Source organism: Actinomadura chibensis NBRC 106107, from assembly GCF_001552135.1.
GTDB classification, from domain to species: Bacteria; Actinomycetota; Actinomycetes; order Streptosporangiales; family Streptosporangiaceae; genus Spirillospora; species Spirillospora chibensis.
This window is the reverse complement of record NZ_BCQP01000017.1, coordinates 339,364-366,248: the sequence shown is the minus strand read 5'-3', so window position 1 is coordinate 366,248 and position 26,885 is coordinate 339,364. Positions and strand designations below refer to the sequence as shown.

Below are 26,885 nucleotides of genomic sequence, written 5' to 3'. Positions count from 1 at the left end.
CGGCGTGCTCGGTGCCTTCGCGGCCGGTGCTTCGGACGGACCCGGGTAGAAGGGTTGGGCCGGGTCTATCACTTCCGTGGACGTCGGGCGGCCGGGAGGTGGGGACGGGGTGTTGGTCGCGGGTTTCTCGTCCCGCCGACGACCCTTGTTGCGGCGCGGAATGACCCGCATCGTCACCTCCCCGACGTTTCACATGATCTAGTCAGTCTTGCAGGACGGGGTGCCGCTCGCGAACACGGCATGTCCGGAACGTCCCCGGTCGATCACCGACGTGTTCAACCGTGCCCCGTTCGCGGCGTCTCAATACACGAAACGGCCCGGCCCCGGTCGAACCGGGGCCGGGCCTGCGCGAATCGCGCGGCGATCAGTCGATGCGCCAGGTGTCCCCGCTGCCGAGCAGGGCGGCGAGGTCGCCCGCGCCCTGCCGCTCGACGGCCTCGTCGAGCTGGGCCCGCATCAGCTCGTCGTAGGACGGGCGGTCCACATCGCGGAAGATCCCGATCGGGGTGTGCTCGAACGCCGGCTGGTCGAGCCGGGACAGCGCGAACGCCATCGACGGGTCCGGGTTGTGGGCATCGTGGACGGCGATTTCCGACGCGTCCACATCGGCGACGTTCACGACCTCGAACGACCCGGACGCGGACCGCCGCAGCGCCTTGGACCGGTCCGCGCCGAAGATGATCGGCTCGCCGTGCTCCAGCCGGACCGTGACATCGTCGCGGACGGCGGCGTCCTTCAACGGCTCGAACGCGTTGTCGTTGAAGATGTTGCAGTTCTGGTAGATCTCGACCAGCGCGGTGCCGCGGTGCTGGGCCGCCGCCCGCAGCACCGACTGGAGGTGCTTGCGGTCGGAGTCGATCGTCCGGGCGACGAACGTGCCCTCCGCGCCGATCGCCAGCGACAGCGGGTTGAACGGGGCGTCCAGCGAGCCCATCGGGGTCGACTTGGTGATCTTGCCGATCTCGGACGTGGGCGAGTACTGCCCCTTCGTCAGCCCGTAGATCCGGTTGTTGAACAGCAGGATCTTCAGGTTGACGTTGCGGCGCAGCGCGTGGATCAGGTGGTTGCCGCCGATGGAGAGGGCGTCGCCGTCGCCGGTCACGACCCACACCGACAGGTCCGGGCGCGACGTCGCGAGGCCCGTGGCGATCGCGGGCGCGCGGCCGTGGATCGAGTGGAACCCGTAGGTGTTCATGTAGTACGGGAACCGCGACGAGCAGCCGATCCCCGACACGAACGTGATGTTCTCGCGGCGCAGCCCGAGCTCCGGCAGGAAGGACTGGACCGCCGCGAGGATCGCGTAGTCACCGCACCCGGGGCACCAGCGCACCTCCTGGTCGGTCTTGAAGTCCTTCATGGTCTGCTTCACGTCGGTCTTCGGGACCAGCGAGAGCAGGCCGCGCCCGTTCCCGGACCCGTCCGTGGAGCCGTTTCCGTTCGAGGCGCCGTTTCCGTTCGGCGCTCCGCTGTCACTCACTGTCGATCACATCCTGGATGACGCCCTGCAGCTCTTCGGCCTTGAAGGGCAGGCCGCGGACCTGGTTGTAGCCGATCACGTCGACGAGGTACCGGCCGCGCAGCAGCATCGCGAGCTGGCCGAGGTTGATCTCCGGCACGACGACCCTGTCGTAGGACCGCAGCACCTCGGGCAGGTTCGCGGGGAACGGGTTGAGGTGGCGCAGGTGGGCCTGCGCGATGTTCCGCCCGGACGCCCGGACGCGCCGCACTCCCGCCGAGATCGCGCCGTACGTCCCGCCCCACCCGAGGACGAGGACGCGCGCCGCGCCGGACGGGTCGTCCACCGCGAGCGGCGCGATGTCGTTCGCGATGCCCTCGACCTTGGCCTGCCGGAGCCTCGTCATGCGGTCGTGGTTGGCGGGGTCGTAGGAGATGTTGCCGGTGATGTCGGCCTTCTCCAGGCCGCCGATCCGGTGCTCCAGGCCCGCCGTCCCCGGCACCGCCCACGGGCGCGCGAGGGTGTCGGCGTCGCGGGCGAACGGCTGGAACTCGGCGCCGTCCGCCGCGGGCGCGGCGAAGCCGGGCTCGATCGTCGGCAGCGACGCGACGTCCGGCAGCCGCCACGGCTCGGAGCCGTTGGCGAGGTAGCCGTCCGACAGGATGATCACCGGGGTGCGGTACTTCACCGCGATCCGGGCGGCCTCGATCGCGGCGTCGAAGCAGTCCGACGGCGACTGCGGCGCGATCACCGGGACGGGCGCCTCGCCGTTGCGGCCGTACATGGCCTGCATCAGGTCGGCCTGCTCGGTCTTGGTCGGCATCCCGGTGGACGGGCCCGCCCGCTGCACGTCGATGACCAGCAGCGGAAGCTCGGTCGCGACGCCGAGCCCGATCGTCTCGCTCTTCAGCGCGATGCCGGGGCCGGACGTCGTGGTGACGCCGAGCGACCCGCCGAAGGAGGCGCCGAGCGCCGCGCCGACCGCGGCGATCTCGTCCTCGGCCTGGAACGTCCGGACGCCGAACCGCTTGTGCTTCGACATCTCGTGCAGGATGTCGGACGCCGGGGTGATCGGGTACGAGCCGAGGAAGATCGGCAGCCCGCTCTGCACGCCCGCGGCGACGAGGCCGTAGGCGAGCGCGAGGTTTCCGGTGATGTTGCGGTACAGGCCGGGCTCGTGCTCGGCGGGCTTGATCTCGTACTGCACCGAGAACGCCTCGGTGGTCTCGCCGTAGGACCAGCCCGCCTGGAAGGCCGCGATGTTGGCCTTCATGATCTCGGGCTTGTTGCCGAACTTCTTCTCCAGGAAGGAGATCGTTCCCTCGGTGGGACGGTGGTACAGCCAGGACAGCAGCCCGAGCGCGAACATGTTCTTCGCGCGCTCCGCGTCCTTCTTGGAGATGTCGTAGTCGGTGAGCGCGGTGACGGTCATCGAGGTGAGCGGCAGCGCGTGCACCCGGTACTCGGCGAGCGAGTCGTCCTCGACGGGGTTCGTCTCGTAGCCCACCTTGGCGAGGTTCCGCTTGGTGAACTCGTCGGTGTTGACGATGAGGTCGGCCCCGCGGGGCAGGTCGCCGAGGTTGGCCTTCAGGGCGGCCGGGTTCATCGCGACCAGGACGTTGGGCGCGTCGCCCGGCGTGAGGATGTCGTGGTCGGCGAAGTGCAACTGGAAGCTGGAAACGCCGGGGAGGGTCCCGGCGGGGGCGCGGATTTCGGCCGGGAAGTTCGGCAAGGTCGACAAGTCGTTGCCGAACGCCGCGGTCTCCTGGGTGAAGCGGTCGCCGGTCAACTGCATCCCGTCGCCGGAGTCCCCGGCGAAGCGGATGATGACGCGGTCGAGCTGCTGGACCTGTTTGGTCACAGAGGAAGACCTCCTCGACGCGCAGCATCCGTCCTGGGGGAGGCACCCAGGAACGTGATGCTACTTAGGATTACCTTCATGGTATGTCCGGGCTTCGATGATGGTGTCGGGGACGGACTGCTCACCGGGATGACGGCACGCTGCGACAAGCCGCCGCGTCCGGTCGCCGGTCGCCGCCGGTCCTTCGAGGCATGGACCGGGGCCGCCACTCCGCCCGTCGTGTGACGTCCCGCTTCCTGGGAGGTCGTGACCCCGTAACACAAGACGTATCACTCCGATGCGGGGTTCACTGGGCCCTCCCGGATTCGGGCAGGTCCTATCCCGTGGTACGACCCCGGCGGGTCCCCGAGTTCATCGTCGACACAGGCTGCTGCGCTGCCGGCACAGGTCGACGTGCAGCCGCCTGACCAGGCGCCGCGCGAGGTTCGTCGAGGAGCCGCGGCTCCCCGCGGGCGTGGCGTTCACGTCCCGAAGTGTAGACAGGCGGAATAAAGTTCACCTGCACCGGGCCTTGCGTGGCGCTCGCGAACCCACCGGCGCGGCCCGCTTCGCGGCCTGTGCGCGTTCTGTCCCGCCGACGGGACCGCCAGGTCAGGCCGGGCCCGATTCGGGCGGGCCGAAGCCCGGCGTGCCCGGCGTGGCCGGTTCCGGCTGGGCGACCGAGGCCCGCTCGCGGTCGACGGCGGCGAGCAGCTTCGGGACGTCCGCCACCGCCACCGCCTCCCCGATGACCTGGGCCGTCGCCGCGTACGGGTACGAGCCGGGGTTGTCGAGCGCGGTCCGCACCCAGCGCCGCCACAGCCCGCTCTTCACGGTGCAGGTCAGCACCAGCGCCCGGCTCGCCGGGACCGGCTTCGACTCGGCGCACGACCCGAGCGGCCGCCCGCGCGAGGTGATCGCCGCCCGCAGCGCCGCCCGCGCCCCGGACGGAACCGTTCCGGCGGGAGAGTCCAATGTGGCGGGGACGGTCACCGTGCAGCCGTTCGTGTTCTGGTCGCAGTTGCTGAACGTGAGCGTCCCGGGACGGAAGCGCAGCCCCGGATCGGCGGCCCCGCCGAGCCGGGCCACCCGGGACCGCAGCTCGGCGAACACCGGCGCGGGCGCCGCCACCGGCGCGGCCGTGAACCACGGCGCGTTCGGCCCGGTCGCGCGCACCGCCAGCAGCCGGTACGGCGCCGCCGACGCCACCAGGTACTCGGCGGTCGGCGTCCTGACCTTGTAGGCGGGACGTCCGCCGACGTCCTCCGTGGCCGGGCGCCGGGGGGCCTTCGCGAGCGTCCGGGCGATCGCCTCCGGGCCGAGCACGCTCGCGACGTCGAAGCCGGGCAGGGCGGCGGGGGCCTTCGCCCAGCGTCCGGCGTAGTACTCGGGGTGCGCGACCTCGCCCGCGTAGTCGCGCCAGAACGCGAGCCCCGCCTTGAGATATGTCGCGTTGTCGACGGCGACGACGGACGCCGTCAGCGGACCGGCCGTCAGCGTGCCGGTCGCCGAGCCCGCCGGGGTGATCCGCAGCCGGGCGAGCACGGTCCTGCCGCCCACCGTCAGCGCCCCGTCGTAGCGGACGCCCGGACCGGACGTGAGCAGCCGTCCCGCCTTGACCGACCACTCCGGGGGCGCGGCGGACACGGTCGGCTTCACCGGCCTTCCGGCCGGCTCGCCGTCCCCGGTCAGCGCGACCGCGGCGCCCGCGCCGACCGCCACGACGGCCGCCGCCGCCCCGGCCGCGACGGCCAGCCGCCGCCTCCTGAACACCGCCCGCGGGGGCGGCGGGTGGGGGAGCGGGGGCCGCGGCGCGGCGGGCGCGGGTGACGGGTCGTCCTGTTCAACGCTCACTGGGGGCTCACTCTGCTCACTTCCGGGGCCGGGTCGCGGCCCGACCGTCAGGCACAAAGCAAGGAATCCGGACGGCGCCCGGGAATGCCGCCGGCGGTGTCCGGACGGTTTCGGTCACGGATTCGGGGGCCGCCGGCCCTGGGGCGTCCCCAACGAGCATAAGGGTGCCCGGCGGCGCTGTTCCCGATCTTGGGAAAGCGCCGCCGGGCACCCGGGGTCGCGAGGGGCGAGCCCCTACTCGCTGTCGAGGCCGCTCTGCATCGACGAGACCTCTTCGGAGGTCGCGCCGATCACCTTGTAGGAGGCGTGCTTGTAGAACGTGCCGCCGGTGGCCTTCGCCCAGCTCGTCCACGAGCTGCTCGTGACCCGGCAGCTCGCCCACTGCGGGGTGGAGCTGGTCATCGTGATGCGGGTCGTGCAGTTGCCGAGGTCGCGGCCGGTCAGCGTCCCCGCGGTGAGCCGGAACCGGACGTCGATCGTGACGGGCGTCTCCACGTCGTACGGCGGGCGGATCTTCGCCTCGACCGTGCAGCCGGAGTCGCCGTTGCAGCCGCCGCGCTTCCACTCGGCGACGCGCGGCTGGGCGGAGCCGTTGAAGGAGTCCTTCAGCTCACCGATGCTCGTCCGCATGTTGGACAGGACGGACGAGGCGTCGCTGGAGCTCTTCGGCGTGACGTCGACGCGCACCCGCGGCGTCGTCGCCTCGTAGCGGAGCAGCTCGGCGTCGTCCTCGTCGGTGATGTACAGGGTGGAGGAGAACGTGCTGAACTTCAGCGCCTTCTTGCCCTGCCAGGTCGTCTTGATGGGCTTGACGCTCGACGTCCGCGCGGCGCGCAGCTTGCCCGCCAGCGCCGCCGGCGAGAGCTGGGCCTTGAAGTCGAGGTTCAGCTCGTCGGGGCTGAGCCGCCCCCACTGCTGGCCGGACGTCAGGAAGAACGGGTCGTCGTTCGAGGACAGCTCCTTCTTCCAGTACGCGGAGTCGGCCTTCACGAACAGCTTGCCGTCGGCCGAGAGCAGCGTCACGCTGTCGCCGTTCCAGGTGACGTCGCCGGCCGCGCGCCCGCCCTTGGTGACGTTCACCTCACCGTTCAGCGTCCCCGTGCCGCCCATGGTGCCCTTCAGCGTGACCGCGCGGGCGGAGTCCATGCTGACGGCCGCCGCGGTCAGCTTCTCCTCCGGCGACTTGCCGCTGCCCGCGGTCAGCACGTACACCACGACGCCGATCAGGACCAGCACGACCACCGCGCCGCCGAGGATCGCCGCGATCACCGCGCCGCCTCCGCCGCGCTTCGGCGGCGGCATGCCGGGGCCGAGCGGGCCGCCGGGCGGCGGCGGGAAGAAGGGCGGCGGCGTGCCGGGGCCGCCGTAGCCACCGGGCGGAGGCGGCGGTCCGCCGGGGCCCACTCCACCGGGAGCCCCAGGTCCGCCGGGGGTTCCGGGCCCGCCCGGACCCGGTCCGCCCGGTCCGGCGGGCGGCGGCGGAGGCGGCCAGGAGGCACCGCCCGGGGGGTCCCAGCCCGGGGGCGGCGGAGGGTTGCTCATCCTGTCACGTCCTTCCAGGTCAACTGACCCCAATGCAAATCTAGTGTGCAGTAAAACCATGACATCCTGCTGCCCCCGGTGTGGAGGTACAAGGTCACAGTGCCCCCGCGTGGCCCGACACGGGGATACTGGATGAGACGCAGCCGGGGAGGATCTGGTGCATAACTATTTCGACACATATGTCGTCGTGGTTGCTCTGCTCCTCGTCGGCGCGGGAATCGTCGGCGGTGCGCTCACCGCCAACCGGATGCTTCGTCCGCACCGTCCCACGGCGGAGAAACTGACGACGTACGAATGCGGCGTCGATCCGGTGGGCGAGGGGTGGGCGCATTCGTACGTCCGCTACTACGTCTTCGCTTACCTGTACGTCGTGTTCGCCGTCGACGCGGTGTTCCTGTTCCCGTGGGCGACGGTCTTCTCCGACCCGGGGTACGGCGCGACCACCCTCGGCGAGATGTTCGTGTTCCTCGCCTTCCTCGCGGTCGGGCTCGCGTACGCGGGCAAGAAGGGCGTGCTGTCCTGGGTGTAACAATGCTCCCGTGGGCACCGTCGATCTACCCCCGCCGAGCGTCGGGCCGCTGTCGCGGCTCGCGCCGAAGCCGGTCAAGTTCGTGCTCAACTGGGGCCGCCGCTACTCGCTGTGGGTCTTCAACTTCGGCCTGGCCTGCTGCGCCATCGAGTTCATCGCGACGTCCATGGCGCGGCACGACTTCATCCGGCTCGGCGTGATCCCGTTCGCGCCCGGTCCGCGGCAGGCCGACCTCATGGTCGTGTCCGGCACCGTCAGCGACAAGATGGCGCCCGCGGTGCGCCGCCTGTACGAGCAGATGCCCGAGCCCAAATACGTCATCTCGTTCGGCGCGTGCTCCAACTGCGGCGGGCCCTACTGGGACTCCTACTGCGTGACCAAGGGCGTCGACCAGATCATCCCGGTGGACGTGTACGTGCCGGGCTGCCCGCCCCGTCCGGAGGCGCTGCTCCAGGGGATCGTCCATCTGCAGGAGAAGATCGCGGCCGAGTCGCTCGGGGACCGGTACGGCGGTGGCGGTGAGCCGTCGTCCCCGCCGCCGGGGCCGCGGCCGTTCACCGCGACGGTGCTGCGCCGCCCGATCCAGCCGCCGCCTCCGCGGGAGGACGAGACGTTCGAGCACTGGGACGTCATGGGCGAGGCCGCGAACGGGGACGCGGGCGAGGCGTCCCCGCCGGACGGCGCCGACGACGCGACCGTGCCCGTCCAGCACCTCGGGGAGGAGCCGGTGCGCCCGGACGACGTGACCATCCCCGTCGCGCCGATCGAGGACGACGAGGTGACCCGTCCCAACGTGCCGGTCACGGACGACGAGGTGACGCGCCCCGTCGCGCCCATCGCGGACGACACCGACCGGCACGACCCGTCGATCATCCCCGGCCTGATGGACGACGATCACGACGACGGCCACGACGACCAGATCGGGCGCGACCGGTGAGCCCCGAGGCCGAGGCCCTCCACGACGCCTGGACGTCCCGCTACGGCGACGAGATCAGCACCGAGGAGACGACCGGCGGGCTCGCGGTCGGCGTCCCGCCCGAGCACTGGCTGGACGCGCTGGCCTTCGCCCGCGACGAGCTGTCCTGCGGCTTCTTCGACTGGCTGACCGGCGTGGACGAACTGGCCGACGGCTTCGCCGTGGTCGTCCACGTGTACTCGCTCGAACGCCGCCACCACCTGCTGATCCGGACGCGCGTGCCGAAGCGGAAACCCGTCCTGCCGACCGCGACGGGCGTCTACCGGGGCGCGGCGTGGCACGAGCGGGAGACGGCGGAGATGTTCGGCGTCCTGTTCGAGGGGCACCCGAACCTCGTCCCGCTGCTGCTCCCGGACGGTTTCGAGGGCCACCCGCTCCGCAAGGACTTCGTCCTCGCCGCCCGCGTCGCCAAGCCGTGGCCGGGCGCGAAGGAACCCGGCGAATCGGGGCACGGCGCGCCCAGCCGGCGCCGTATGCGGCCACCCGGCGTACCCGACGACTGGGGGCCCGATGCTTGAGGTCGTGGTCAAGCTCGCGCTGGTGGCGGGCGCGTTCGCGCTGCTGCCGCTGCTCGTCGGGCAGGCCGAGCACAAGGTGATGGCGCACATGCAGGGCCGTCTCGGACCCATGTACGCGGGCGCCTTCCACGGCTGGGCGCAGCTCGTCGCCGACGGCGTGAAGTTCGCGCAGAAGGAGGACGTGGTCCCGCGCGACGCCGACCGGTGGGTGTTCAAGCTGGCCCCGGGCGTGGCGCTCGTCCCCTACCTGCTGGTGCTGCTCGTCATCCCGATCGGGCCCGGCGGGCAGGTGGCGCTCGACCTCGGGCCGGGCGTCTTCTTCGCGCTGGCCGTGATGGGCGTCGGCGTGATCGGCGCGATCATGGCGGGCTGGGCGAGCGCGAACAAGTACTCGCTGCTCGGCGGGATGCGGGTCGCCGCGCAGCTCATGTCGTACGAGCTGCCGATGGTGTTCGCCGCGTCGTCGGTCGCGATGGCCGCCGGGACGCTCTCCCTCCAGGGCATCGTCGGCGAGTGGCGCTGGTACTGGCTGCCCTGGCAGGCGGTCGGCGCCGTCGTGTTCTTCGTCGCGGGGCTCGCGGAGCTGCGCCGCCCGCCGTTCGACATGCCGGTCGCCGACTCGGAGATCATCTTCGGCCCGTACACGGAGTACGGCGGGCTGCGGTTCGCGTTCTTCCTGCTGGCCGAGTACGCGGGGATCGTCGTCCTGTGCGGGCTGACGGCCGTGCTGTTCCTCGGCGGCTGGAAGGGCCCGTTCCTGAACACCGAGCTGGGCTGGCTCTGGACGCTGCTCAAGGTCGCCGTGCTCGCGTTCTGCGTGATCTGGTTCCGGGTCAGCTACCCGCGCATGCGCGAGGACCAGCTGCAAAAACTCGCCTGGGGCTGGCTCGTGCCGCTGTCGCTGGCGCAGCTCGCGCTGACCGGCGTCCTCAAGGTCGCGCTCTGAGGGCCCGGCGGGTCAGCGCAGGAAGATGGTGAAGTCGGCCATCTCGGGGAGGACGTCCGGCGGGATGTCGGCGTCCACCGCCATCTCCTCGGCGGAGACGAAGCCGCCGTGTTCCTCGCGGCGGCGCACCACCCGCTCCACCATCTCCGACGTCATGCCGGGCAGCGCGGCGAGGATCTCCGGCGGGGCGTGGTTGACGTCCACGAGGCCGCCGTCGTCGTAGGTGCGGGGCACGTCCGGACGGCCGATCCGCAGCTCGCGGGCCAGCGCCGGATCCTCGGCGGCGAGGGCCCGGGCGTCCTCGCGCAGGCCCCGGCGGTACTTGGCGACCTCGATCGCGTGCTCGTTGAGCCTGTTGCGCGGGGCCTCGGGCGGGAAGACGGACGTCCGCACGGCGAACGCGTGCCCGGTGCCCGCCAGCCACAGCATGATCGCCAGGAAGGAGCCGAGGACGACCGAGGCCGCGCTGCCGAGCTGGAGCAGGACGAGCACGCCCGCCGTCCCCGCGCCGTACCCGGCCGCGGTCGCGCCGAGCTGCCACGACCCGCGCTTCACGGCCGCGTAGAGGAAGGACACGGGCGTCCCGTAGCCGAGGGTGAGGAACGGGATCGCCGCCCACAGCACCCCGCGCGAGCTCTCCGGCCCCCGCACCGGGACGGGCGGCGGAGGCGGCGGCGGAACAGGAGGAACATGCGGCACCGGCGTGACCGGGACGGGCGGAACCGGCGGCCGCGGATAGGGCGGACGCCACCCCGGCGGAGCCCCGTACGGCCGCGGCCGACGCCCCGCCGGACCGCGGTGGGCGGAGGGCCGCGGACGGTGCCCGGGCCCAATGTCGTCGGGGCGCTCCGCGTGATCGCTCACCAGACCTCCTGCGCAACGTTCCCGCTCAAAGCCGCACACCCCTCACAGATGAGACGAAGCCGGACCCGGTCGCGTTCCCCGCGCGCCGATCGTGCGCAATCATGGGGCGGGTGGGACGGCTACCAGGAGGCGGGCTGGCCAAGGGGCTGGCGGTCACGTTGCGAACGATGACGCGGCGCTCCATAACGCGTCAATACCCCGAAGTGCAGCCGGACCTGCCTCCGCGCAGCCGCGGTGTCATCGCGCTGTTCGAGGAGAACTGCACCGTCTGCATGCTGTGCGCCCGCGAATGCCCCGACTGGTGCATCTACATCGACTCGCACAAGGAGACGCTGCCCGCCGAGGGCGGCGGGCGCGCCCGCACCCGCAACGTCCTCGACCGGTTCGCCATCGACTTCGCGCTCTGCATGTACTGCGGCATCTGCATCGAGGTGTGCCCGTTCGACGCCCTGTTCTGGTCGCCGGAATTCGAGTACGCCGAGTACGACATCGCCGAGCTGACGCACGAGAAGGAACGGCTGCGGGAATGGATGTGGACCGTCCCGCCGCCGCAGGCGCACGACCCGGCCGCCGAGCCGCCGAAGGAGATCGCCGCGGCCGCGAAGGCCGCCGCGCGCCGCCGCCCCGGGACGCCGCGGTGAGCGGCCAGGAGGTCGTGTTCACGCTGCTCGGCGTCGTCGCGGTCGGGTCCGCCGTCCTGGTGGTGACGACGCGGCGGCTCGTCCACGCGGCGCTGTGGCTGGTGGTGTCGTTCGGCGCGCTCGCGGGCGGCTACCTCGTCCTCACCGCGGAGTTCGTCGCGTGGGTGCAGGTGCTGATCTACGTCGGCGCGGTCGTCGTCCTGCTGCTGTTCGGGATCATGCTGACCCGGGCGCCGATCGGGGAGTCCGCCGACCTCGACTCCGGCAACCGGTGGGCGGCGCTCGGCGTCGCCGCCGCGACGGCCGCCGTCCTCGTGACCGTCGTCGTCATGGGCTTCGGGGACGCGCGGACCCCGCTCCGCGAGGGCGGCGGATCGGCGGAGGAGCTCGGCGCCGGAGTGTTCCGCACGTGGGTGCTGCCGTTCGAGATCCTGTCGGTGCTGCTGCTGGCGTCGCTGGTCGGCGCGATCGTCCTGTCCCGGTCCGACATCGGGCCCCGCGCGAGGACCGGCGAGGGGGGCGACGTCTGATGCACCTCGCGTACCCGACGGTCGTCGCCGCGCTGCTGTTCTCCGTCGGTGTGTACGGGGTGCTGGCGCGGCGCAACGCGATCCTCGTGCTGATGTCGGTCGAGCTGATGCTGAACGCGGTCAACCTCAACCTCGTCACGTTCGACGTCTTCTACCGCGACCGGCTGCACGGCGGGCAGGTCCTCACGCTGTTCACGATCGTGATCGCGGCGGCGGAGATCGGGCTGGGGCTCGCGCTCGTCCTGCTGGTGTTCCGGAACCGGCGGATGGTGGACGTCGACCGCCTCCGCACCCTCGCCGAGGAACCGGCCGCCGAGGAACCGGCGCCCCAGGGCGCCGAGCCGGAGCGGGTCGAGGAGGCCGCGCCGTGATCTGGCTCGCCTCCCTGGTGGCGCTGCTGCCGTTCCTCGCCGCGTTCGCCGGGCTGCTGTCCGGCCCGTCCCTGACCCGCCTGCTGGGCGGCGGCGGTGGGCCGCTGCGCAACGGGCCCGCGCTGATCGCGTGCGTGCCGGTCGGGGTGTCGCTCGTCCTGTCCGCGATCGTCGCGTTCGCGGTGTGGCGCGACCCCGGCCCGCGCACGGGCCTGCTCACCGTCGTCGAGACCGGCTCCGTGCCGATCCGCGTCGGCCTCCAGGTGGACGGCCTGGCCGCCGTCGTCGGGCTGATGGTCTGCTGCGTCGCCCTCGCCGTCCAGGTGTACTCGGTCGCCTATATGAAGGGCGACCGGCGCTACTCGTCGTACGCCGCGTTCGTGTCGATGTTCACGTCCGCGATGCTGCTCGTCGTCTACTCCGGCGACCTCCTCGTCCTCTACGTGGGGTGGGAGGTCATGGGCATCTGCTCGTACTTCCTGATCGGGCACCACTGGGAGGAGCGGGCGAACTCGCGGGCGGCGGTGAAGGCGTTCCTCGTCACGCGGCTCGGCGACGCGGGGTTCCTGATCGGCGTGCTCGTCCTCGGCGCCGGCGCCGGGACGTTCCAGATCGGCGCCGTCGTGCAGAAGGCGGCGACGCTGCCGGACGCGACCGTCACGGCGGGCGCGCTGCTGCTGCTCGCCGGGGTGGCGGGCAAGAGCGCGCAGTTTCCGCTGCACACCTGGCTGCCGGACGCGATGGCCGGTCCCACCCCGGTCAGCGCCCTGATCCACGCGGCCACGATGGTCGCGGCGGGCGTCTACGTCGTCGCCCGCGTGTACGAGGTGTTCGCGGCGGCGTCGGCGGCGCTCGCCGTGCTCGGCGTCATCGCGGTGATCTCCATGGTGGGCTCGGCGCTCGCGGCGCTGGCGCAGGACGACGTCAAACGCGTCCTCGCCTACTCGACGATCAGCCAGCTCGCCGTGATGGCGGCCGCGCTCGCGGTCGGCGCGAAGTCCGCCGCGATCTTCCACCTGCTGACGCACGGCGCGTTCAAGGCGCTGCTGTTCCTCGCCGCCGGATGCGTGATCGTCGTCGCCGGATCGACCTTGCTCGCCCAGTACGGCGGGCTGCGGCGCGGCATGCCGGTCACGTTCTGGTCGATGACGGTCGGGCTGGCGGCGCTCGCGGGCGTCCCGCCGTTCAGCGGCTGGTTCAGCAAGGACTCGGTCATCGAGGCCGCGCAGCACGCCGCCCTCCACGGCGGCCCGTCCGGGACCGTGCCCGGCGGGGTGGCGTGGCTCGTCTACCTGGGGCTGCTGCTCACCGCGGCGCTGACGGCGGCGTACGCGATGCGGGCGTGGCTGATGACGTTCTTCGGGGAGCCGCGCGGGACGTACGAGATGCGCGAACCGTCCAGGTTCATGTCGTGGACGGTCGCCGTCCTGGCCGTTCCCGCCGCGATCCTCGGGTTCTTCGGGCTCGGGGCCGCGGAACTGCGTCCCCATGCCGGGTCCACGGTGCTCGCGTCGCTGCTCGTCGTCCTGGGCGGGGGCGCGGCGTTCCTCGTCTGGAACCGCGACCCGGCGCTCGACCCGGCGCGCCTGCTCGGACGGGTGCGTCCGGTGTTCGCGCGCGCCTTCTACGTGGACGAGCTGTACGCGCTGGCGGTCGTCCGTCCCGTGCTGGCGCTGGCGCGGCAGGTCGTCCGGTTCGACGGACGCCGCGTGGACGCCGCCGTCGTCGGCTCCGGACGCGCCGCGACCCGGCTCGGCGGGGTGCTGCGCGTCCCGCGGAACGGCAACGCGCAGACCTATCTGACCGGCCTGCTCGCGGGGGTCGTCGTCATCGTGGCCGGGGTGGTGATCCTGCTGTGATCTTCGTGCTGATGATGGCGATCCCGCTGGCCGGGGCGCTGGCGATGCTCGTCCCGGCGAACCGGTTCCTGCGGACCGACTTCGCCGTCCGCGCGTTCGGCACGGCCGTGTCCGGCGCGACGCTGCTCGTCGCCGTGTCCGCGCTGACGGCGTTCGACTTCGGCGCGACGTCCCGGATGCAGCTCGAAATCGACCGCGAGTGGGCGCCCGCGATCGGGCTCCGCTTCCACCTCGGCGTCGACGGGATCTCGCTGCCGCTGGTCGTGCTGACCGCGTTGCTGACGTTCCTCTGCTTCCTCTACACGTTGCGCCACCCTCCGGCGGGCGGCCGGATCCGGCTGCTGACCGCGCTGCTGCTCGTCCTGGAGGTCGGGCTGCTCGGCACGTTCGTCGCGCTCGACCTCGTGCTGTTCTTCGTGTTCTTCGAGACCGTCCTGGTCCCCATGTACGTGGTGATCATGCTGTGGGGCGGGACGGACCGCCGCGCCGCCGCCACCAAGTTCATCCTCTACACCCTGCTCGGCTCCGGCCTGCTGCTCGCCGGGATGCTGCTCGTCGGCGCGACGGCGGGCACGCTCGACATGACCGAGCTGGCCGCCCGGCACGGCTCCGGGCTCTCGCACGGCGTGCAGCTCGCGGCGTTCGCGCTGATGGGCGTCGGGTTCGCGGTGAAGGCGCCGATGTGGCCGCTGCACACCTGGCTGCCGGACGCGCACACCGAGGCCCCGACCGTCGGGTCCGTGCTGCTCGCCGGGGTGCTGCTGAAGATGGGGACGTACGGGCTCGTCCGGGTGGCGCTGCCGCTCGCCCCGGACGGCGCCCGGTTCTGGGCGCCCTGGCTCGGCCTCCTCGCCGTGATCGGGATCGTCTACGGCGCGCTCGCCTGCCTCGCCCAGCGCGACCTGAAACGGATGATCGCGTACTCGTCCGTGGGGCACATGGGCTTCGTGCTGCTCGGCATCGCGACGCTCACCCCGGTCGGGATCAACGCGGCGCTGTTCGGCAACGTCGCGCACGGCCTCGTCACCAGCCTGCTGTTCTTCCTCGCCGGATCGGTCAAGGAGCGCTGGGGCACCGCCGACATGGACGCGCTCGGCGGCGGGCTGCTCGGCACGTCGCCGCGGCTCGCGTCCGTCCTCACGTTCGCGTCGGTCGCCTCGCTCGGGCTGCCGGGGCTCGCCGGGTTCTGGGGCGAGATGCTCGCGCTGCTCGGCGCGTACCGCCCGCACGCCGACCTGCCGCGCGAGACGTTCGTGACGTTCATGGCCGTCGCCGCGCTCGGCGCGGTCCTCACCGCCGCCTACTTCCTGCGCATGCTCGCCAAGCTGACCCATGGGCGGGCGGACGGCGCGTCGGGCGGCCCGGCCCCCGCCGTGTCCGTGCAGGAGTACGCCGCCTGGGTCCCGCTGATCGGGCTCACGCTGCTCGTCGGCCTGTGGCCGAAGACCCTGCTGGACGTGACGACCGACCCCGTCCGCGCGCTGTTCGGAGGCGGCTGATGATCCAGGGCATCGACTACGCGGCGATCGCGCCGCCGCTGATCCTCGCCGCCGCCGCGCTGGCGCTGCTGCTCGCCGACGCCTTCGACGCGCCCCGCCGCCTGATCTCGCTGCTGTCCGGCGGCGCGCTGGCGGTCGCGCTCGCCGCCGTCGCCGTGCTGTCCTTCGGGGACCGGCGCGCCACGTTCTGCCTTCCCGGCGTCCTGCGCGGCTCCGGGCCCCGCTCCTGCTCCTACGTCGCGGACGACTTCACGCTCCTGTTCCAGGGGATCGTCCTCGCCGCGGCCGTCGTCGTCGTGCTGCTCTCCCTCCAGGAGATCACCGACTCGAAGATGCCGGCGGGGGAGTACCACTTCCTGCTGCTCGCCGCCGTCGTCGGCGCGCTGACGCTCGTCGCCGCCCGCGACCTCGTCCTGCTGGTCGTCGCGCTGGAGACGCTGTCGCTGCCGGTGTTCGCGCTCGCCGCGCTCCGCCGCTACGACGGGACGGCGTCCGAGGCCGCGCTGAAACTGTTCCTGGTCTCGGTGGTGTCCACGGCGATCATGCTGTTCGGGATCAGCCTCGTCTACGGCGCGACCGGCGCGATGCACCTCGACCGGATCGCGCCCGCGCTGGCGCGGCTGCCCGCCGACCTCGACCCGGTCGCCGCCGCCGGGTCGGTGCTCGTCCTCGCCGGGTTCGCGTTCAAGGTCGCCGCCGTCCCCTTCCACTTCTGGGCCCCGGACGTCTACCAGGGCTCCCCGCTGCCCGTCGCCGCGTTCCTGTCCGTCGTGTCGAAGGCCGCCGGGTTCGCGGGGCTGACGATCGTCCTCGCGCTCGGCCTGCCGTCCTACGGCCATGTGTGGGGGCCGGTGATCGCCGTCCTCGCCGCCGTCACGATGACGGTGGGGAACCTCGTCGCGCTCCGGCAGCGCACCGCGATCCGGCTGCTCGCCTGGTCGTCGGTCGCGCAGTCCGGGTACATGCTGGCGCCGCTCTCCGTCGGCGCGGACCGCCTGCCCGAGGCCGTCGCCGCCACCACCGCCTACGTCGCGCTCTACGCCGTGATGAACCTCGGCGCGTTCGCCGTCGTGATCGGCTTCCGCCGCCGCGCCGTTCCGCTGTCGCCGTCATGGGACACGCTGGACGACTACCGCGGCCTCGCCCGCCGCAGCCCCCACGTCGCCGCCGCGCTCGCGTTCTTCCTGATCTGCCTCGCCGGGCTGCCGCCCGGCGTCATGGGACTGTTCGCCAAGGTCGTCGTGTTCCGCGCGACGGTCGCGGGCGGCGTCACCTGGCTCGCCGTCGTCATGGCGGTCAACACTGTGATCGGGCTGTACTACTACCTGGCCTGGGCCGTCCGGCTGTTCACCCCGGCGGACGGGCCGTCCTACGACCCCGCGCCCGGCCTGCCCGTCCGGACCGCGATCGCCGCCGCCGCGGCGGGCGCCGTGGTGCTGTCGGTGGCGCCGCAGATCGTCCTGCAGACGGTCACCCAGGCCACCTGAGCGCGGCTCGTCCCACGCCCCCCTGCGGGTACCGTGAATGGGCGGGGACGGGAACGTTCACGCAGGTCAAACCGTTGATGTTCATGCGGGAGTCGACGGGGAGGCGGGCGGAAGTGCGGTTCAACGGCGTCAAGACGGCTGCCCTGATCGCGGCGCTGTCGGCGTTGGTGCTCGTCGCCGGATGGACGGTCGGCGGCCGGGCCGGGCTGACGATCGCGCTGGTCATCGCGCTGGCGACCAACGGCGTCGCCTATTTCTTCAGCGACCGGATCGCGCTGCGCTCCATGCGCGCCCACCCGGTCGGCGAGGTCGAGGCGCCGGTGCTGTACCGGCTCGTCCGCGAACTGGCGAACTCGGCGCACCAGCCGATGCCGCGCCTCTACGTCTCCGAGACCCGGCAGCCGAACGCGTTCGCCACCGGGCGCAACCCGCGCAACGCCGCCGTCTGCTGCACCCGCGGCATCCTCCAGATGCTGGACGAGCGCGAACTGCGCGCCGTCCTCGGGCACGAGCTGTCCCACGTCTACAACCGCGACATCCTGATCTCGTCCGTCGCCGCCGCCATCGCCACCGTGATCACCTACCTGTCGCACCTGGCGATCTTCATCCCGATCGGACGCTCGGAGGACGACGACGGACCCGGCGTCCTCGGCGCGCTGCTGATGATCGTCCTCGGCCCGGTCGCCGCCGCCGTCGTGCAGATGGCGATCAGCCGCACCCGCGAGTACGCCGCCGACGCCGCCGGGGCCCGGCTCACCGGCGACCCGCTCGCCCTCGCCGCCGCCCTCCGCAAGATCGACGCGGGCACCCGCGCGATGCCGCTGCCGCAGGACCCGGAGCTCGCCACCACCAGCTCCCTGATGATCGCCAACCCGTTCACCGGCGTCGGCATCGGCCGCCTGTTCTCCACCCATCCGCCCACGGCCGACCGCATCGCCCGCCTGGAGCGCATGGCGGGCCGCCGCCGCTAGCGGTGGTCCTCCCGGACCCGCCGCAGAACTTGGGCCAATTCCCCCGAACCATTCCGGACGCGGCGGCGTCATAACCCAACGAGAGCGCGCCGGCCACTTCTGCGGGGGATGGGGCCGGCGCGCTCCCTTTTCGGCCGGCCGCAGCCTCAGCCGGTTCAGGCAGGCCACCCACACGGCGCGGACCAGCGCGGCGCCCAGCCCCGCCAAGCACGACCACGGGATCACCAGGACCCTACCGGCGCCCCAGGCCAGACCGAGCCGATAGCTTCCGCTCGTCCCTTCTCACCGCGGCTCGTAAGGGCGAGGCATTCTCCAGCAAGACCGGTCATCCGCTCTCGTGGGAGCGAGAGGAGCGCGCGATCACCTGGTTCGCGTCCTCCCTCGACTACTGCGCGGCCAAATGGCCGTACGCCTCTCCGGACCATCGGCGGGGCACCGCAGAGGCGCCCACCGACGCGACAGAGGCTCTGCGCGCCTGGGCGTACAGCGGGCGGCTACAGAACGGTGAGCAGGACCCGCCCGAACACCTGGCCTCGGCCGTCCGCTGCCTGGGGCGGAACACGGTCGACATAGGCGACTTCGCGCCGGACCGACAGGGGACGCAGCTCGCGCGGCAAGTTCTCGACCTGCCGTCGACAGGACGGAACTCCCGCGGCAGGCAGCACGGCGACGCGCAAGCAAGCGACCTTCAACAACGCCATGGCATGTACTACGCCGCGCTACGCCCGGAAGAAGCCGTAGACCTGCGTCGCGATCACCTCGTGAGCCTGCCGGACGACGGCTCCGACGAGATGCGGCTGACCCACTCCGAACCGCGCAGCGGCTCCCGATGGACGGACAGCGGCAAGCCTCGGGACAGGCAACCCCTCAAGCACCGCGCACCCGGCGAGACCCGGCCCGTGCCGATCCACCCGGAACTCGTCACGCTGCTGCGCCACCACATCAAGGAGTTCAACACTCCACCGGGCGGTCGGCCTCGCCGCTCGCGAAGATGCCGTACGACCTCCGGCACGCCGCCGTGTCGACGTACCTCGGGCCGGAGTGGCACCGGCTCAGGTGCCGAATGGGCGGGGCACAGCGTTGCCGTTCTGCTGCGCGTCCATGCGAAGTGCGTGGCCGGGCAAGAGGAGGACGCCATGCGTCGAATCAGCGAAGCGACCAGGCGAAAAGCGTCCTAGAACTTCGGCACGTATTCGGCGCAGGCATCCGTAGGAGGCCGTAGACGAGCAGCGACAGCCGGACAGATAGAGAACAGCCCTTGACCGGGTTGGGCCTGGTCAAGGGCTGTTTCGTGCGGTGTGGCGGGTCCAGGATTCGAACCTGGGTAGGCTAAGCCGACGGATTTACAGTCCGCTCCCATTGGCCACTCGGGCAACCCGCCGTGGCGTCGCTGTCGCGACGGCACTGGAAAGGATAGCGGACGGCAGGGGCTGGTGTGACATCGAGGCGGGACGGCCTTGATCGGGGGAGTCGCTAGGCTCTACGGATCGCGAAGACGCTGCTGAGGGGATGTGTGTGCCGATGGCTGACAGCAGTTTCGACATCGTCAGCAAGCTCGACCGGCAGGAGGTCGACAACGCGCTGAACCAGGCCGCCAAGGAGGTGGCCAACCGGTTCGACTTCCGGAACGTGGACGCGGGGATCAAGTGGTCCGGCGAGACGATCGAGATCCAGGCGAACACGGCCGAGCGGGCGAACGCCGTGCTTGACGTGTTGAAGGACAAGCTCGTCAAGCGGGGGATCTCGTTGAAGGCGATCGACGCCGGTGAGCCGAAGCTGTCCGGGAAGGTGCACAAGCTGAGCGTGGGCCTCAAGGAGGGCATCGCCCAGGAGGACGCGAAGAAGATCAGCAAGATCATCCGGGACGAGGGGCCCAAGGGGATCAAGGCCCAGATCCAGGGTGAGGAGCTGCGCGTCACCTCGAAGAAGAAGGACGACCTGCAGCAGGTCATCAGCCTGCTGAAGGGCAAGGACCTGGACGTCGCGCTTCAGTTCGTGAACTACCGGTAGCTGACGGGGGTGCGGGCGCTCTCACCTGCGCCCGCGCCCCGCGCCCGCCGCGTCGGCGAACATCCGACTTAGGGGGTGCCCAGGGTTGTGAGTCCTGCTTCGTAAGCGGCCATGACGAGGCGGGCCCGGCCGCGGGCGGCCAGGATCAGCACCTCGCGTTCGCGGGCGGTGAGGTCCGCGGTCCGCTCCGCCGCCAGCGCCACCGTCGAGCGCTTGGCGAACTCGGCGACCAGCCGCCGGGTCACGCGCGGCGACAGGGGCCGCGTCGCCGACGGCCACGACCTCGATCACCGTCAGCAGGTCGCCGGCCGGGGTGTCCTTGAGCAGGCACCCGCTCGCCCCCGCCTGAAGGGCGGGGAACACGTAGTGGTCCAGGCCGAACGTCGTCAGGATCAGTACCCGCACCGGCACTCCATGGGCGAGGACCTGGCGCGTCGCCTCGATCCCGTCCGTCCCGGGCATCTGGATGTCCATCAGCGCCACGTCCGGACGGGTGCGGCGGATCAGCTCCACCACGTCCGCGCCGTTCCCCGCCTCCCCGACGACCTCCACCGAGCACCGCCTCACGTGCCCGTCCCAGACCCGGAGGCACGTCCAGCGGCCGAGATCTCGCCGCACGGCCCAACGGCCAGCCGACCACCCGGCGGGATGTTGAGTGGCGCAGCAGCGTGACGAGTTCCGGATGGATCGGCACGGGCCGGGTCTCACCGGGTGCGCGATGCTAGAGCGGCTACCTGTCTGAGGCTCGCCCCTGTCCGTCCACCGGGAGCCGCTGTGCGGTTTGGAGTGGATCAGCCGCATCTCGCCTAGCCATCATCCGGCAGGCTCGTGATCGCGACGCAGGTCTTCGGCTTCTTCCGGACGAAGCGGTGGCTTGCCTCGGCGCGCTGGGGTACGGACTGTCCCGTCTGGTCCCGCATTACCGGACCGGGCAACCGCATTCGCTCAATAGCGCTTTCCCTGTCCCGGCAGTCCGGTGTAGATGACGCGAGGATCGCGACCACGCCACTTGGGGATAGGAGTTTTGCTCTCTTTAGTCCAGCCTCCGGCGCGTGCGAACGGATCACCGACCCGGCTCTCGCGGCCAGGCTCCACAGGATTGCCAAAGCGGTCGCGGTCGCGGCCACGCTTGCCTAGGGCACGGATGGCCTGCTCGTAGTCATCGATATCTGTAACGCGACATATAGCCTCTTCCACAAAGACATCCAAATTCCACACGAGATCTGGATCGCTAGGAAATGAAATCGAGTATGCATCGGCTATGTGACGCTCGTCATCGCGGCGGCCGCCAATGGTTACAGCTCTGTCGGTGCGTGTAAGGCGGTAGGGCAGTGCCGGCCAGCCAGGTCGCGAGGGCGCCTCGGGATGCAGGACGGAGGAGTCCTCCAAGGCCAGGGCTGCAACGCCGCGCCGGTAGTCCGGCTGGCCTGTAAGCAGTTGTACAGCAGTGCGAGTAACGACACCAAGCCAGACGAGCGGTCGAGGTTCTTTCGTGATTAGCGCAGTTACTCGGTCCCGACCCGGCGCGGCACTGAAGTTAAGGGTGACGTCATGGGGGCTGCGCCCGATCCACACATCCAGGTGCGGCCAGTCAACGCGCGTCATGCGATCGCATGATAGCGAGACCAGCGACAAAATGACATGTACAGGCGGGGTTTGACCGCTGGCGGACTAGAATCCGACCTTGATTATCGCTATGCGAATCCGGAGCGGGGGCTTCGGGGGTTCCCAGCCTCGCGGGCTTGAGGGCAAGATCGCGACAAGCGGTCAGCCACACCGCAGAGGGTTGAGCGTGCTCGACCCAGGGGGCTCTGCCGCCCCTCGACCCCGCGAGCCGGGGCACTCGTTTGCGTGAACGCGCCCTCGAAACCGATGTGAACGCGCTACGTGCGCCTTGAGGTCGAGATGGGGCTTCGGGACGCCGAGGCCCGGGTTGATCGACACGGTGAGGACAAGGCCGCACTTGTCGACACCGGCAGTCAGACGCTCACTCTCGTGAAGGCACTCGCCCAGCACGCCGGTGTCGATCGGGATGTTCGCCGGTTCTGTTGGCGGGCCTTGAGGCGGCTGCCCTTGAGTGTGCGCCAGCGTCATTCCGGTGCTAGCGGAGTGGGGCTGGTCAGGGGGTTGGGGGTGTTGTTGGATTCTTTGGCGTGGATGGTGCGGTTGTTGCTACGGCGGTGGGGGCGCTTTCTTCGCTTGTGGGGGTCACGTTGGGGGCGCTGGTTGAGCCGTTGAAGCTCGGCGCGGGGGAGCGGGCGCGGATCAGGCGGGAGCGGACCGAGCGGTGTGCCGCCTACATCGAGGCGGCGACCACGGCCCGGGAACGGCTGGTGGAGTTCAATGTGCTTCATCGCCTCAGGGAACGCTCGCCCGACGATGCGCGGGCCGACCCGGACAAGTATCTGGCGAGCACTGACGCGTTCTATCAGGCCCGTGCTTCGATGCGTCAGATCTTCGGGCTTCTGGTCATGAGCGGCCCTGAAGAGTTGGTTGAACGGGCCAAGCAGGTGCATAAGGCGGAGATGCAGTTGCATGCTCACCGTCGGGCAGTTAATGCGGATGGTTCTGGCGGTGGGTTGCCGTCGGAGGTGCTGGCGGCCGTGCGTGCTTTCGACGAGGCGATCGAGGAATTCGCGCGGGCGGCTCGCAAGCATGCCAAGTGAGGAGGCGGTGTGACTAAAGAGACTATTGTTGATCTTCGTGACTATTTGATGGGGGCCGCGGGGGACTTTCCCGGGGCGGTGCGGGTTAGTGCCGTGGAGGACGAGAACGGCATGTTCAGCGTGGAGTTGGAGAGCGGGGAGGAGTTGTTCGTCGCGATCGCGGCCGTTGTCGTTTAGGGGGGAAGGCCGGGGCGGTCACGGGCCCCGGACTTATCGCGGTCAACCCTTGCGCGTGGGGAGGATGCGCTTCACGGCGACGGCCGCGGAGATCAGGGTGAAGAGGGCCAGGCCCAGCCAGACCGCCTGGAATCCCAGCCAGGGGGACGCGGCGGCCGCGCCGCCGAAACCGGCGGCCACTCCGCCCACGGGGGGAGTATTGTACATGTTCACCATTTCCTTTCTTTACGCCAGGCGGCCTGCCAGAATGCGCGTGCCTGGACGAACTGGAGGAAGACGTCGAAGACCATTTCGACGACGATCGTGGCGGCCAGCGCCATTTGGAAGGGGCCGCGCCGACGTACGGTCACCACTCGCTCGACCATGAAGATGACGGTGACGGCGGCCCAGATCGGGCTTAGTTTGACGCCGCCCAGCCAGATCGCCGAATAGGCGATCGACGAAAGGTAGGCGGCGATGACGATGATGCCGATCAGGGAGAGGAGTTGCCGTCCCCAGTAGGGGCGGGTGATCGGCGTCCAGCCGTAGTCGACGAGGTTTTCGAGCGCACCGCGTTTCCAGCGGAGCCGCTGCCTGGCCAGGTCCCGCCAGGTCGGCATCACCTCGGTCGTCAGCGTGCATTCCTTGGGGCAGAGAATGCGGAAACCGAGGTGGAGGATGGCCAGGGTGAGTTCGTTGTCCTCGGTCAGGACGCGCACGTCGTACACGTGCGGCAGGCCGGGGAGGCGGCCTTCCCGGCGGGCCGCGACCACCTCCTGCAGGGTGGCCACGCGGAAGATCGTCGCGGTGCCGGTCAGGACGAGGGCCTTGCCGCGCAGTCGCCGGACGTCCCGCGCGTACCGGGCGTACTCGTTGCGCTGGAACATGCCGACCGCGCCGCCGCCGGGCTTGCCGGTGAACGTCCCGCCGATGGCGGCGTAGCGGCCCGCGGCGAGGTACTCGACGCCGTTGCGGATGAAGCCGGGGTCGAGCGCGGAGTCGGCGTCCATCACCATGATCGCGTCGTCCGGGCCGAAGATCGGCAGCAGCCGGTCCAGGACCTGGTTCAGCGCGCCCGCCTTCTTGTGCCGGTTCCCGCGCGTGCCGACGATTTCGACGCCGCGACGCCGGGCGATTTCGGCGGTGGCGTCGGTGCAGTTGTCCGCGATCACGACGATGTGGTCGGGCGGGCGTTCCTGCGCGCGCAGCGACTCGATCGTCTCGGCGATCTGCTCAGCCTCATTGTGGGCGGGGATCAGGACCAGCACGCGCATCGCGGCCGCGTCCACCGGAGGCAGGCTGCGTTTTCCGTCCCGTTTTTGTCGGCGAAGGCGGCCGCTGGGCCGGGCTGCCTCTTCTTGAATGGCGAGTGGCGGCGCGCCTCCGTGTCGGACGGTGGGGAGCCGATCGGGAACGGTCACCGTGGGTGAGAGGACGAAGCCCCGTGGGGTCGCGGACGACAAATGTCCCGAGGCGGGAGCGCTCGGTGCCGCCGGGCGTTCGTCTCGTACCGAATGAGCCAGCCGGTAGCGTCCGAAACGGTGGACGATTGGCGACGGCGGCATGGAGGTGTCGCGCTCGAACTGGGGGGACACGTCAGCGGGCCCCCGCGCTCGTGCCGTTCGTCCGCACCAGGTGGCCATAGGCGATGACGTTGTCGGTGTAATGGCCGGTGCCGCGGTCGAATCGGCCGCCGCAGGTGATCAGGCGGATCGCCGCATAGCCGGGATCGCCGTAAACGCGTCCGGTGGGGAAGCGGTCCTTGTCGACGCGCTCGATTGAATCGAACTCGAACACGGCGGTCCGGCCGTCGGAGCGGAGGACCGTCGCCTGGTCGCCGGGACGCAGCTCGCCGAGCCGGTAGAAGACCGCCGGGCCGCGGGACGTGTCGACATGGCCGATGATCACGGCGGCGCCGCGGCTGCCGGGCGCGGCGCCGAGCCGGTACCAGCCCGCGTCCCCGGCCCGGCTGAGCGGCGGGGTCTCGACGGTCCGGTCGGCGTTCTGCGCGAGCTTCATCAGCGGTGTCCGGACGCCGATCCGCGGGACGTCGAGCCGCACCGGCACCGAAGGCGGGAGTGCTTCCGACGACGTCGGCGGTGGAGCGGGCGGCCGCCGCCCCGGCGTCGGCGCCGCGGACGGCCCCGAGGTCGAGGGGTCCGGTGCGGGAGGGGTGGCGGCGGCAGGCCGGTCGCGGACCGCCTGGGCGAGCAGGAAACCCGCGATGACCAGGCCGGACAGCCCGACGGCCACGGCCGCGAGGACGCGCGAGCGCAGGCGACGATGATCCACGCGTGCTCTCCTCCGCGGCTCGGCCGATACAGGTCGCGCCACGGACGGTGGCGGTAATTTGACCGTAATGCCTGAGAGTGAAGGTTTAACCCTTCTGGTGGGTAAAGTCGCAGGTGAACAGCATGTGACGGGCGGGTGAGCTGTCAGCTTCCGATGTCAGTGCCGTCCCTGATCCCTCTGTGCGAGGTGATCCATCCATGCGCTGACCTGCGGAAACGTCGTCCGACGCGAGGGGCGGCCAACGAGGCGCGAGGGGCCGATGACGCGCGGCCGCCGCGAAGGTTGACGAAGGCCGCGTCCGGGAGCGGACACGACACACGGCCCGAGAAAACGTTTGGCCAGGTCAAGCCCCTGCCGCTTAGCCACCGGAGCCGGTTCGGCGCCGGTCCGAGCAAGCCGTCGCGGTGCTTGACCTTGACGTTGCGTCAACGTCTGTAATGAGGCCATGCGGATCGGCGAACTGGCCGCGCTGGTCGGGGTGTCAACCCGGACCGTCCGGCACTACCACCACCTTGGACTGCTGCCCGAGCCGGAGCGCCTGGCGAACGGGTACCGGGAATACCGGCTGCGGGACGCCGTCCTGCTCGCGCGGGTGCGGCGGCTCGCGGAGCTGGGCCTCGCGCTGGACGAGATCCGGGACGTCCTCGCCGACGAGCGCGGCCGGGAGCTGCGCGAGGTCCTGGCCGAGCTGGACGCGGACCTGGCGCGGCAGCAGCGGGCGATCGCCGCCCGCCGCGCCCGCCTCGCGACGCTCCTGGCCGATCCCGAGCTGAGCCCCGATTCGGCTGTTTCGCCGGAGATGGCGGACGTGCTCCGCGGCCTTCCCGGCGGCGGCAGCGGGTCGCGGTTCGCCGAGCTCGACCGGGAGATGCTCGCGTTCGTCGACACGGTCGCGGGCCCCGGCTCCGGCTTCGCGGACCTGCTGCGTCCGCTCGTCGCGCACGGCGCCGAGATCTACGCGCGGCTGGACGAGATAGCCGACGCCGCGCCCGACGACCCGAGGGTCGCCGAAATCGCCGAGACGCTCGCGGCGCTGCTGCCCGGTGAATTGGCGGCCGCGCTGTCCGCGCAAACCCCGGACGCCGCCTGGCTGGACGAGATGTCCGCCGCGCAGGCCGAGGTCTTCCGTCTCACCATCGCGATGCTGAAGGACTGGAAATGCTGACACGTGGCGGCGCCTTCAGGAGCGCCATAGAGCTGGTGCCGTATCCGGTGCGCAGAATCATGGGTTTCGACGCGAAGGGTCTGGTCAGTCTCGTCCTGCTCGCCGGGCGCCGCCGCCACGGAGTTCCGAAAGGCGCCGTGGCGCTCTCGTACTCGGGCGCGCAGACCACCCTTCAACTGGCCTTCCTTTTCGCCATGCTGCTGGAGACGGTCGTGGTCGAACTTCTGCTGCGGGGCGTCGACGCGCCCGGCGGGCTGCGCGCGGCGGTCCTGATGATCGACGTCTATTCGATCCTCATCGTGGTCGCCGTCATCGCGGCGTGCGTGACGCGTCCGCACGTGCTCTCGGACGGCGAGCTGCGCATCCGCTACGGCGCCTTCTTCGACCTCCGCGTGCCCCGCGGTTCGATATCGGCGGTGCGGATCGCGCGCAATTACGACGAGCGCGGAATGGTCAGGGTCCGGGACGGGAAACTGTCGGTCGCGGTCGCCGCGCAGACGAACGTGGTCGTGGAACTGGACGCGCCGATCACGGTCGTCCGGCCCCTCGGCGGACGGGACACGGCCCGCACGATCCGCTTCTACGCCGACGACCCGGCCGCGTTGACGGCCGTCCTCGCGGCGGCGCCGGACAGGCTGGAAATACAGGAAAGCGCAGGTAGGCGCGACGCGCGGTGAGGCTTTGGTCTACCTCTGTCATAGTGACAGGGCCAG

At 71.0% G+C, this 26,885-nt stretch carries 27 protein-coding genes, 1 tRNA gene and 1 pseudogene; 17 read left to right on the top strand and 12 right to left on the bottom strand.

Annotation, left to right across the window (positions count from 1 at the left end):
- Nucleotides 1-364: 364 nt before the first annotated feature.
- From ACH01S_RS12175 to ACH01S_RS12160, 4 genes are all read right to left on the bottom strand, one after another.
- Entirely contained in the window at nucleotides 365-1,396 is a 1,032-nt protein-coding gene (locus tag ACH01S_RS12175) for a 2-oxoacid:ferredoxin oxidoreductase subunit beta (protein ID WP_174564872.1), read from the bottom strand.
- A 73-nt stretch (nucleotides 1,397-1,469) separates the two neighbouring features.
- A complete protein-coding gene (locus tag ACH01S_RS12170; protein ID WP_067889459.1) occupies nucleotides 1,470-3,317 on the bottom strand; it encodes a 2-oxoacid:acceptor oxidoreductase subunit alpha in 1,848 nt (615 codons plus the stop codon).
- Between the two features lie 591 nt (nucleotides 3,318-3,908).
- Complete coding sequence (locus ACH01S_RS12165; protein WP_148344109.1) at nucleotides 3,909-5,150, bottom strand: LolA-like protein; 1,242 nt, start codon at nucleotides 5,148-5,150, stop codon at nucleotides 3,909-3,911.
- 234 nt (nucleotides 5,151-5,384) lie between these two features.
- Nucleotides 5,385-6,554: a hypothetical protein gene (locus tag ACH01S_RS12160; RefSeq protein WP_246236445.1), complete on the bottom strand. Its 1,170-nt coding sequence runs from the start codon at nucleotides 6,552-6,554 to the stop codon at nucleotides 5,385-5,387.
- A 295-nt stretch (nucleotides 6,555-6,849) separates the two neighbouring features.
- On the opposite strand from ACH01S_RS12160, the gene ACH01S_RS12155 reads away from it, so the two are divergent.
- Genes ACH01S_RS12155 through ACH01S_RS12140 form a run of 4 tightly spaced genes read left to right on the top strand, consistent with a single transcriptional unit; the run spans nucleotide 6,850 to nucleotide 9,661 of the window.
- On the top strand, nucleotides 6,850-7,221 hold the full coding sequence (locus ACH01S_RS12155) for an NADH-quinone oxidoreductase subunit A (RefSeq protein ID WP_067889450.1): 372 nt from the start codon (nucleotides 6,850-6,852) through the stop codon (nucleotides 7,219-7,221).
- Between the two features lie 10 nt (nucleotides 7,222-7,231).
- On the top strand, nucleotides 7,232-8,158 hold the full coding sequence (locus ACH01S_RS46895) for an NADH-quinone oxidoreductase subunit B (protein ID WP_067889447.1): 927 nt from the start codon (nucleotides 7,232-7,234) through the stop codon (nucleotides 8,156-8,158).
- Nucleotides 8,155-8,715 (top strand): NADH-quinone oxidoreductase subunit C, encoded by a 561-nt coding sequence (locus ACH01S_RS12145; protein WP_083980589.1) that lies wholly within the window; start codon nucleotides 8,155-8,157, stop codon nucleotides 8,713-8,715. The genes ACH01S_RS46895 and ACH01S_RS12145 overlap by 4 nt, the downstream gene beginning before the upstream one ends.
- Nucleotides 8,708-9,661, top strand: a complete 954-nt coding sequence (locus ACH01S_RS12140) for a complex I subunit 1/NuoH family protein (protein ID WP_067889444.1) — start codon at nucleotides 8,708-8,710, stop codon at nucleotides 9,659-9,661. Before ACH01S_RS12145 ends, ACH01S_RS12140 begins: the two co-directional genes overlap by 8 nt.
- 12 nt (nucleotides 9,662-9,673) lie before the next feature.
- On the opposite strand, the gene ACH01S_RS45825 is transcribed toward ACH01S_RS12140, so the two are convergent.
- Complete coding sequence (locus tag ACH01S_RS45825; protein WP_157406280.1) at nucleotides 9,674-10,360, bottom strand: helix-hairpin-helix domain-containing protein; 687 nt, start codon at nucleotides 10,358-10,360, stop codon at nucleotides 9,674-9,676.
- Between the two features lie 275 nt (nucleotides 10,361-10,635).
- Here ACH01S_RS45825 and ACH01S_RS12130 point away from each other — a divergent pair, with 275 nt between their 5' ends.
- The 8 genes from ACH01S_RS12130 (at nucleotide 10,636) to ACH01S_RS43405 (ending at nucleotide 19,061) form a co-directional block, all read left to right on the top strand.
- Nucleotides 10,636-11,166, top strand: coding sequence for a NuoI/complex I 23 kDa subunit family protein (locus ACH01S_RS12130; protein WP_148344107.1), 531 nt, complete (start codon nucleotides 10,636-10,638; stop codon nucleotides 11,164-11,166).
- Nucleotides 11,163-11,696, top strand: a complete 534-nt coding sequence (locus ACH01S_RS12125) for an NADH-quinone oxidoreductase subunit J family protein (RefSeq protein WP_067889436.1) — start codon at nucleotides 11,163-11,165, stop codon at nucleotides 11,694-11,696. The genes ACH01S_RS12130 and ACH01S_RS12125 overlap by 4 nt, the downstream gene beginning before the upstream one ends.
- On the top strand, nucleotides 11,696-12,067 hold the full coding sequence (nuoK, locus tag ACH01S_RS12120) for an NADH-quinone oxidoreductase subunit NuoK (RefSeq protein ID WP_067889433.1): 372 nt from the start codon (nucleotides 11,696-11,698) through the stop codon (nucleotides 12,065-12,067). Before ACH01S_RS12125 ends, nuoK begins: the two co-directional genes overlap by 1 nt.
- On the top strand, nucleotides 12,064-13,926 hold the full coding sequence (locus ACH01S_RS12115) for an NADH-quinone oxidoreductase subunit 5 family protein (protein ID WP_067889430.1): 1,863 nt from the start codon (nucleotides 12,064-12,066) through the stop codon (nucleotides 13,924-13,926). Before nuoK ends, ACH01S_RS12115 begins: the two co-directional genes overlap by 4 nt.
- Nucleotides 13,923-15,425, top strand: coding sequence for a complex I subunit 4 family protein (locus tag ACH01S_RS12110; RefSeq protein ID WP_306303240.1), 1,503 nt, complete (start codon nucleotides 13,923-13,925; stop codon nucleotides 15,423-15,425). Before ACH01S_RS12115 ends, ACH01S_RS12110 begins: the two co-directional genes overlap by 4 nt.
- Nucleotides 15,425-16,912 carry an NADH-quinone oxidoreductase subunit N gene (locus ACH01S_RS12105; RefSeq protein ID WP_067889427.1) on the top strand — a complete coding sequence of 496 codons (1,488 nt, stop codon included), beginning with the start codon at nucleotides 15,425-15,427 and terminating at the stop codon, nucleotides 16,910-16,912. Before ACH01S_RS12110 ends, ACH01S_RS12105 begins: the two co-directional genes overlap by 1 nt.
- A gap of 113 nt (nucleotides 16,913-17,025) precedes the next feature.
- Nucleotides 17,026-17,883, top strand: a complete 858-nt coding sequence (gene htpX / locus ACH01S_RS12100; protein WP_218010232.1) for a zinc metalloprotease HtpX — start codon at nucleotides 17,026-17,028, stop codon at nucleotides 17,881-17,883.
- 704 nt (nucleotides 17,884-18,587) lie between these two features.
- Nucleotides 18,588-19,061, top strand: a complete 474-nt coding sequence (locus ACH01S_RS43405) for a hypothetical protein (RefSeq protein WP_148344105.1) — start codon at nucleotides 18,588-18,590, stop codon at nucleotides 19,059-19,061.
- A 121-nt stretch (nucleotides 19,062-19,182) separates the two neighbouring features.
- Here the strand turns inward: ACH01S_RS43405 and ACH01S_RS12090 are convergent.
- Nucleotides 19,183-19,264, bottom strand: a tRNA-Tyr gene (locus ACH01S_RS12090).
- 140 nt (nucleotides 19,265-19,404) lie between these two features.
- Between ACH01S_RS12090 and ACH01S_RS12085 the strand changes: the two genes are divergently transcribed.
- Complete coding sequence (locus tag ACH01S_RS12085) at nucleotides 19,405-19,893, top strand: YajQ family cyclic di-GMP-binding protein (protein WP_067889420.1); 489 nt, start codon at nucleotides 19,405-19,407, stop codon at nucleotides 19,891-19,893.
- 68 nt (nucleotides 19,894-19,961) lie between these two features.
- Here ACH01S_RS12085 and ACH01S_RS45820 read toward each other — a convergent pair whose 3' ends face one another.
- The 3 genes and pseudogenes from ACH01S_RS45820 to ACH01S_RS43400 all read right to left on the bottom strand — a co-directional run bounded on the left by ACH01S_RS45820 (nucleotide 19,962) and on the right by ACH01S_RS43400 (nucleotide 21,498).
- Nucleotides 19,962-20,138, bottom strand: a complete 177-nt coding sequence (locus ACH01S_RS45820) for a response regulator transcription factor (RefSeq protein ID WP_246236566.1) — start codon at nucleotides 20,136-20,138, stop codon at nucleotides 19,962-19,964.
- 52 nt (nucleotides 20,139-20,190) lie between these two features.
- A pseudogene (locus ACH01S_RS45815) lies at nucleotides 20,191-20,694 on the bottom strand (response regulator); the annotation flags it as partial.
- Nucleotides 20,695-20,838: 144 nt separating this feature from the next.
- Complete coding sequence (locus tag ACH01S_RS43400) at nucleotides 20,839-21,498, bottom strand: hypothetical protein (protein ID WP_148344104.1); 660 nt, start codon at nucleotides 21,496-21,498, stop codon at nucleotides 20,839-20,841.
- 548 nt (nucleotides 21,499-22,046) lie between these two features.
- Between ACH01S_RS43400 and ACH01S_RS12080 the strand changes: the two genes are divergently transcribed.
- Together ACH01S_RS12080 and ACH01S_RS43395 are read left to right on the top strand one after the other, a co-directional pair.
- Nucleotides 22,047-22,559 (top strand): hypothetical protein, encoded by a 513-nt coding sequence (locus ACH01S_RS12080; protein ID WP_067889418.1) that lies wholly within the window; start codon nucleotides 22,047-22,049, stop codon nucleotides 22,557-22,559.
- A gap of 9 nt (nucleotides 22,560-22,568) precedes the next feature.
- Complete coding sequence (locus ACH01S_RS43395; RefSeq protein WP_157406279.1) at nucleotides 22,569-22,736, top strand: hypothetical protein; 168 nt, start codon at nucleotides 22,569-22,571, stop codon at nucleotides 22,734-22,736.
- A 42-nt stretch (nucleotides 22,737-22,778) separates the two neighbouring features.
- On the opposite strand, the gene ACH01S_RS43390 is transcribed toward ACH01S_RS43395, so the two are convergent.
- The 3 genes from ACH01S_RS43390 to ACH01S_RS12070 all read right to left on the bottom strand — a co-directional run bounded on the left by ACH01S_RS43390 (nucleotide 22,779) and on the right by ACH01S_RS12070 (nucleotide 25,007).
- A complete protein-coding gene (locus ACH01S_RS43390) occupies nucleotides 22,779-22,925 on the bottom strand; it encodes a hypothetical protein (RefSeq protein WP_157406278.1) in 147 nt (48 codons plus the stop codon).
- A gap of 20 nt (nucleotides 22,926-22,945) precedes the next feature.
- The gene (locus ACH01S_RS12075) at nucleotides 22,946-24,004 is read right to left on the bottom strand and encodes a glycosyltransferase family 2 protein (protein WP_218010224.1); all 1,059 of its coding nucleotides are present in this window, start codon (nucleotides 24,002-24,004) and stop codon (nucleotides 22,946-22,948) included.
- Nucleotides 24,005-24,311: 307 nt separating this feature from the next.
- On the bottom strand, nucleotides 24,312-25,007 hold the full coding sequence (locus ACH01S_RS12070; protein WP_246236444.1) for a class F sortase: 696 nt from the start codon (nucleotides 25,005-25,007) through the stop codon (nucleotides 24,312-24,314).
- Between the two features lie 445 nt (nucleotides 25,008-25,452).
- Between ACH01S_RS12070 and ACH01S_RS12065 the strand changes: the two genes are divergently transcribed.
- Nucleotides 25,453-26,172 (top strand): MerR family transcriptional regulator, encoded by a 720-nt coding sequence (locus ACH01S_RS12065; RefSeq protein WP_067889413.1) that lies wholly within the window; start codon nucleotides 25,453-25,455, stop codon nucleotides 26,170-26,172.
- Nucleotides 26,166-26,849 carry a hypothetical protein gene (locus tag ACH01S_RS12060; protein WP_067889410.1) on the top strand — a complete coding sequence of 228 codons (684 nt, stop codon included), beginning with the start codon at nucleotides 26,166-26,168 and terminating at the stop codon, nucleotides 26,847-26,849. Before ACH01S_RS12065 ends, ACH01S_RS12060 begins: the two co-directional genes overlap by 7 nt.
- Nucleotides 26,850-26,885 lie beyond the last annotated feature (36 nt).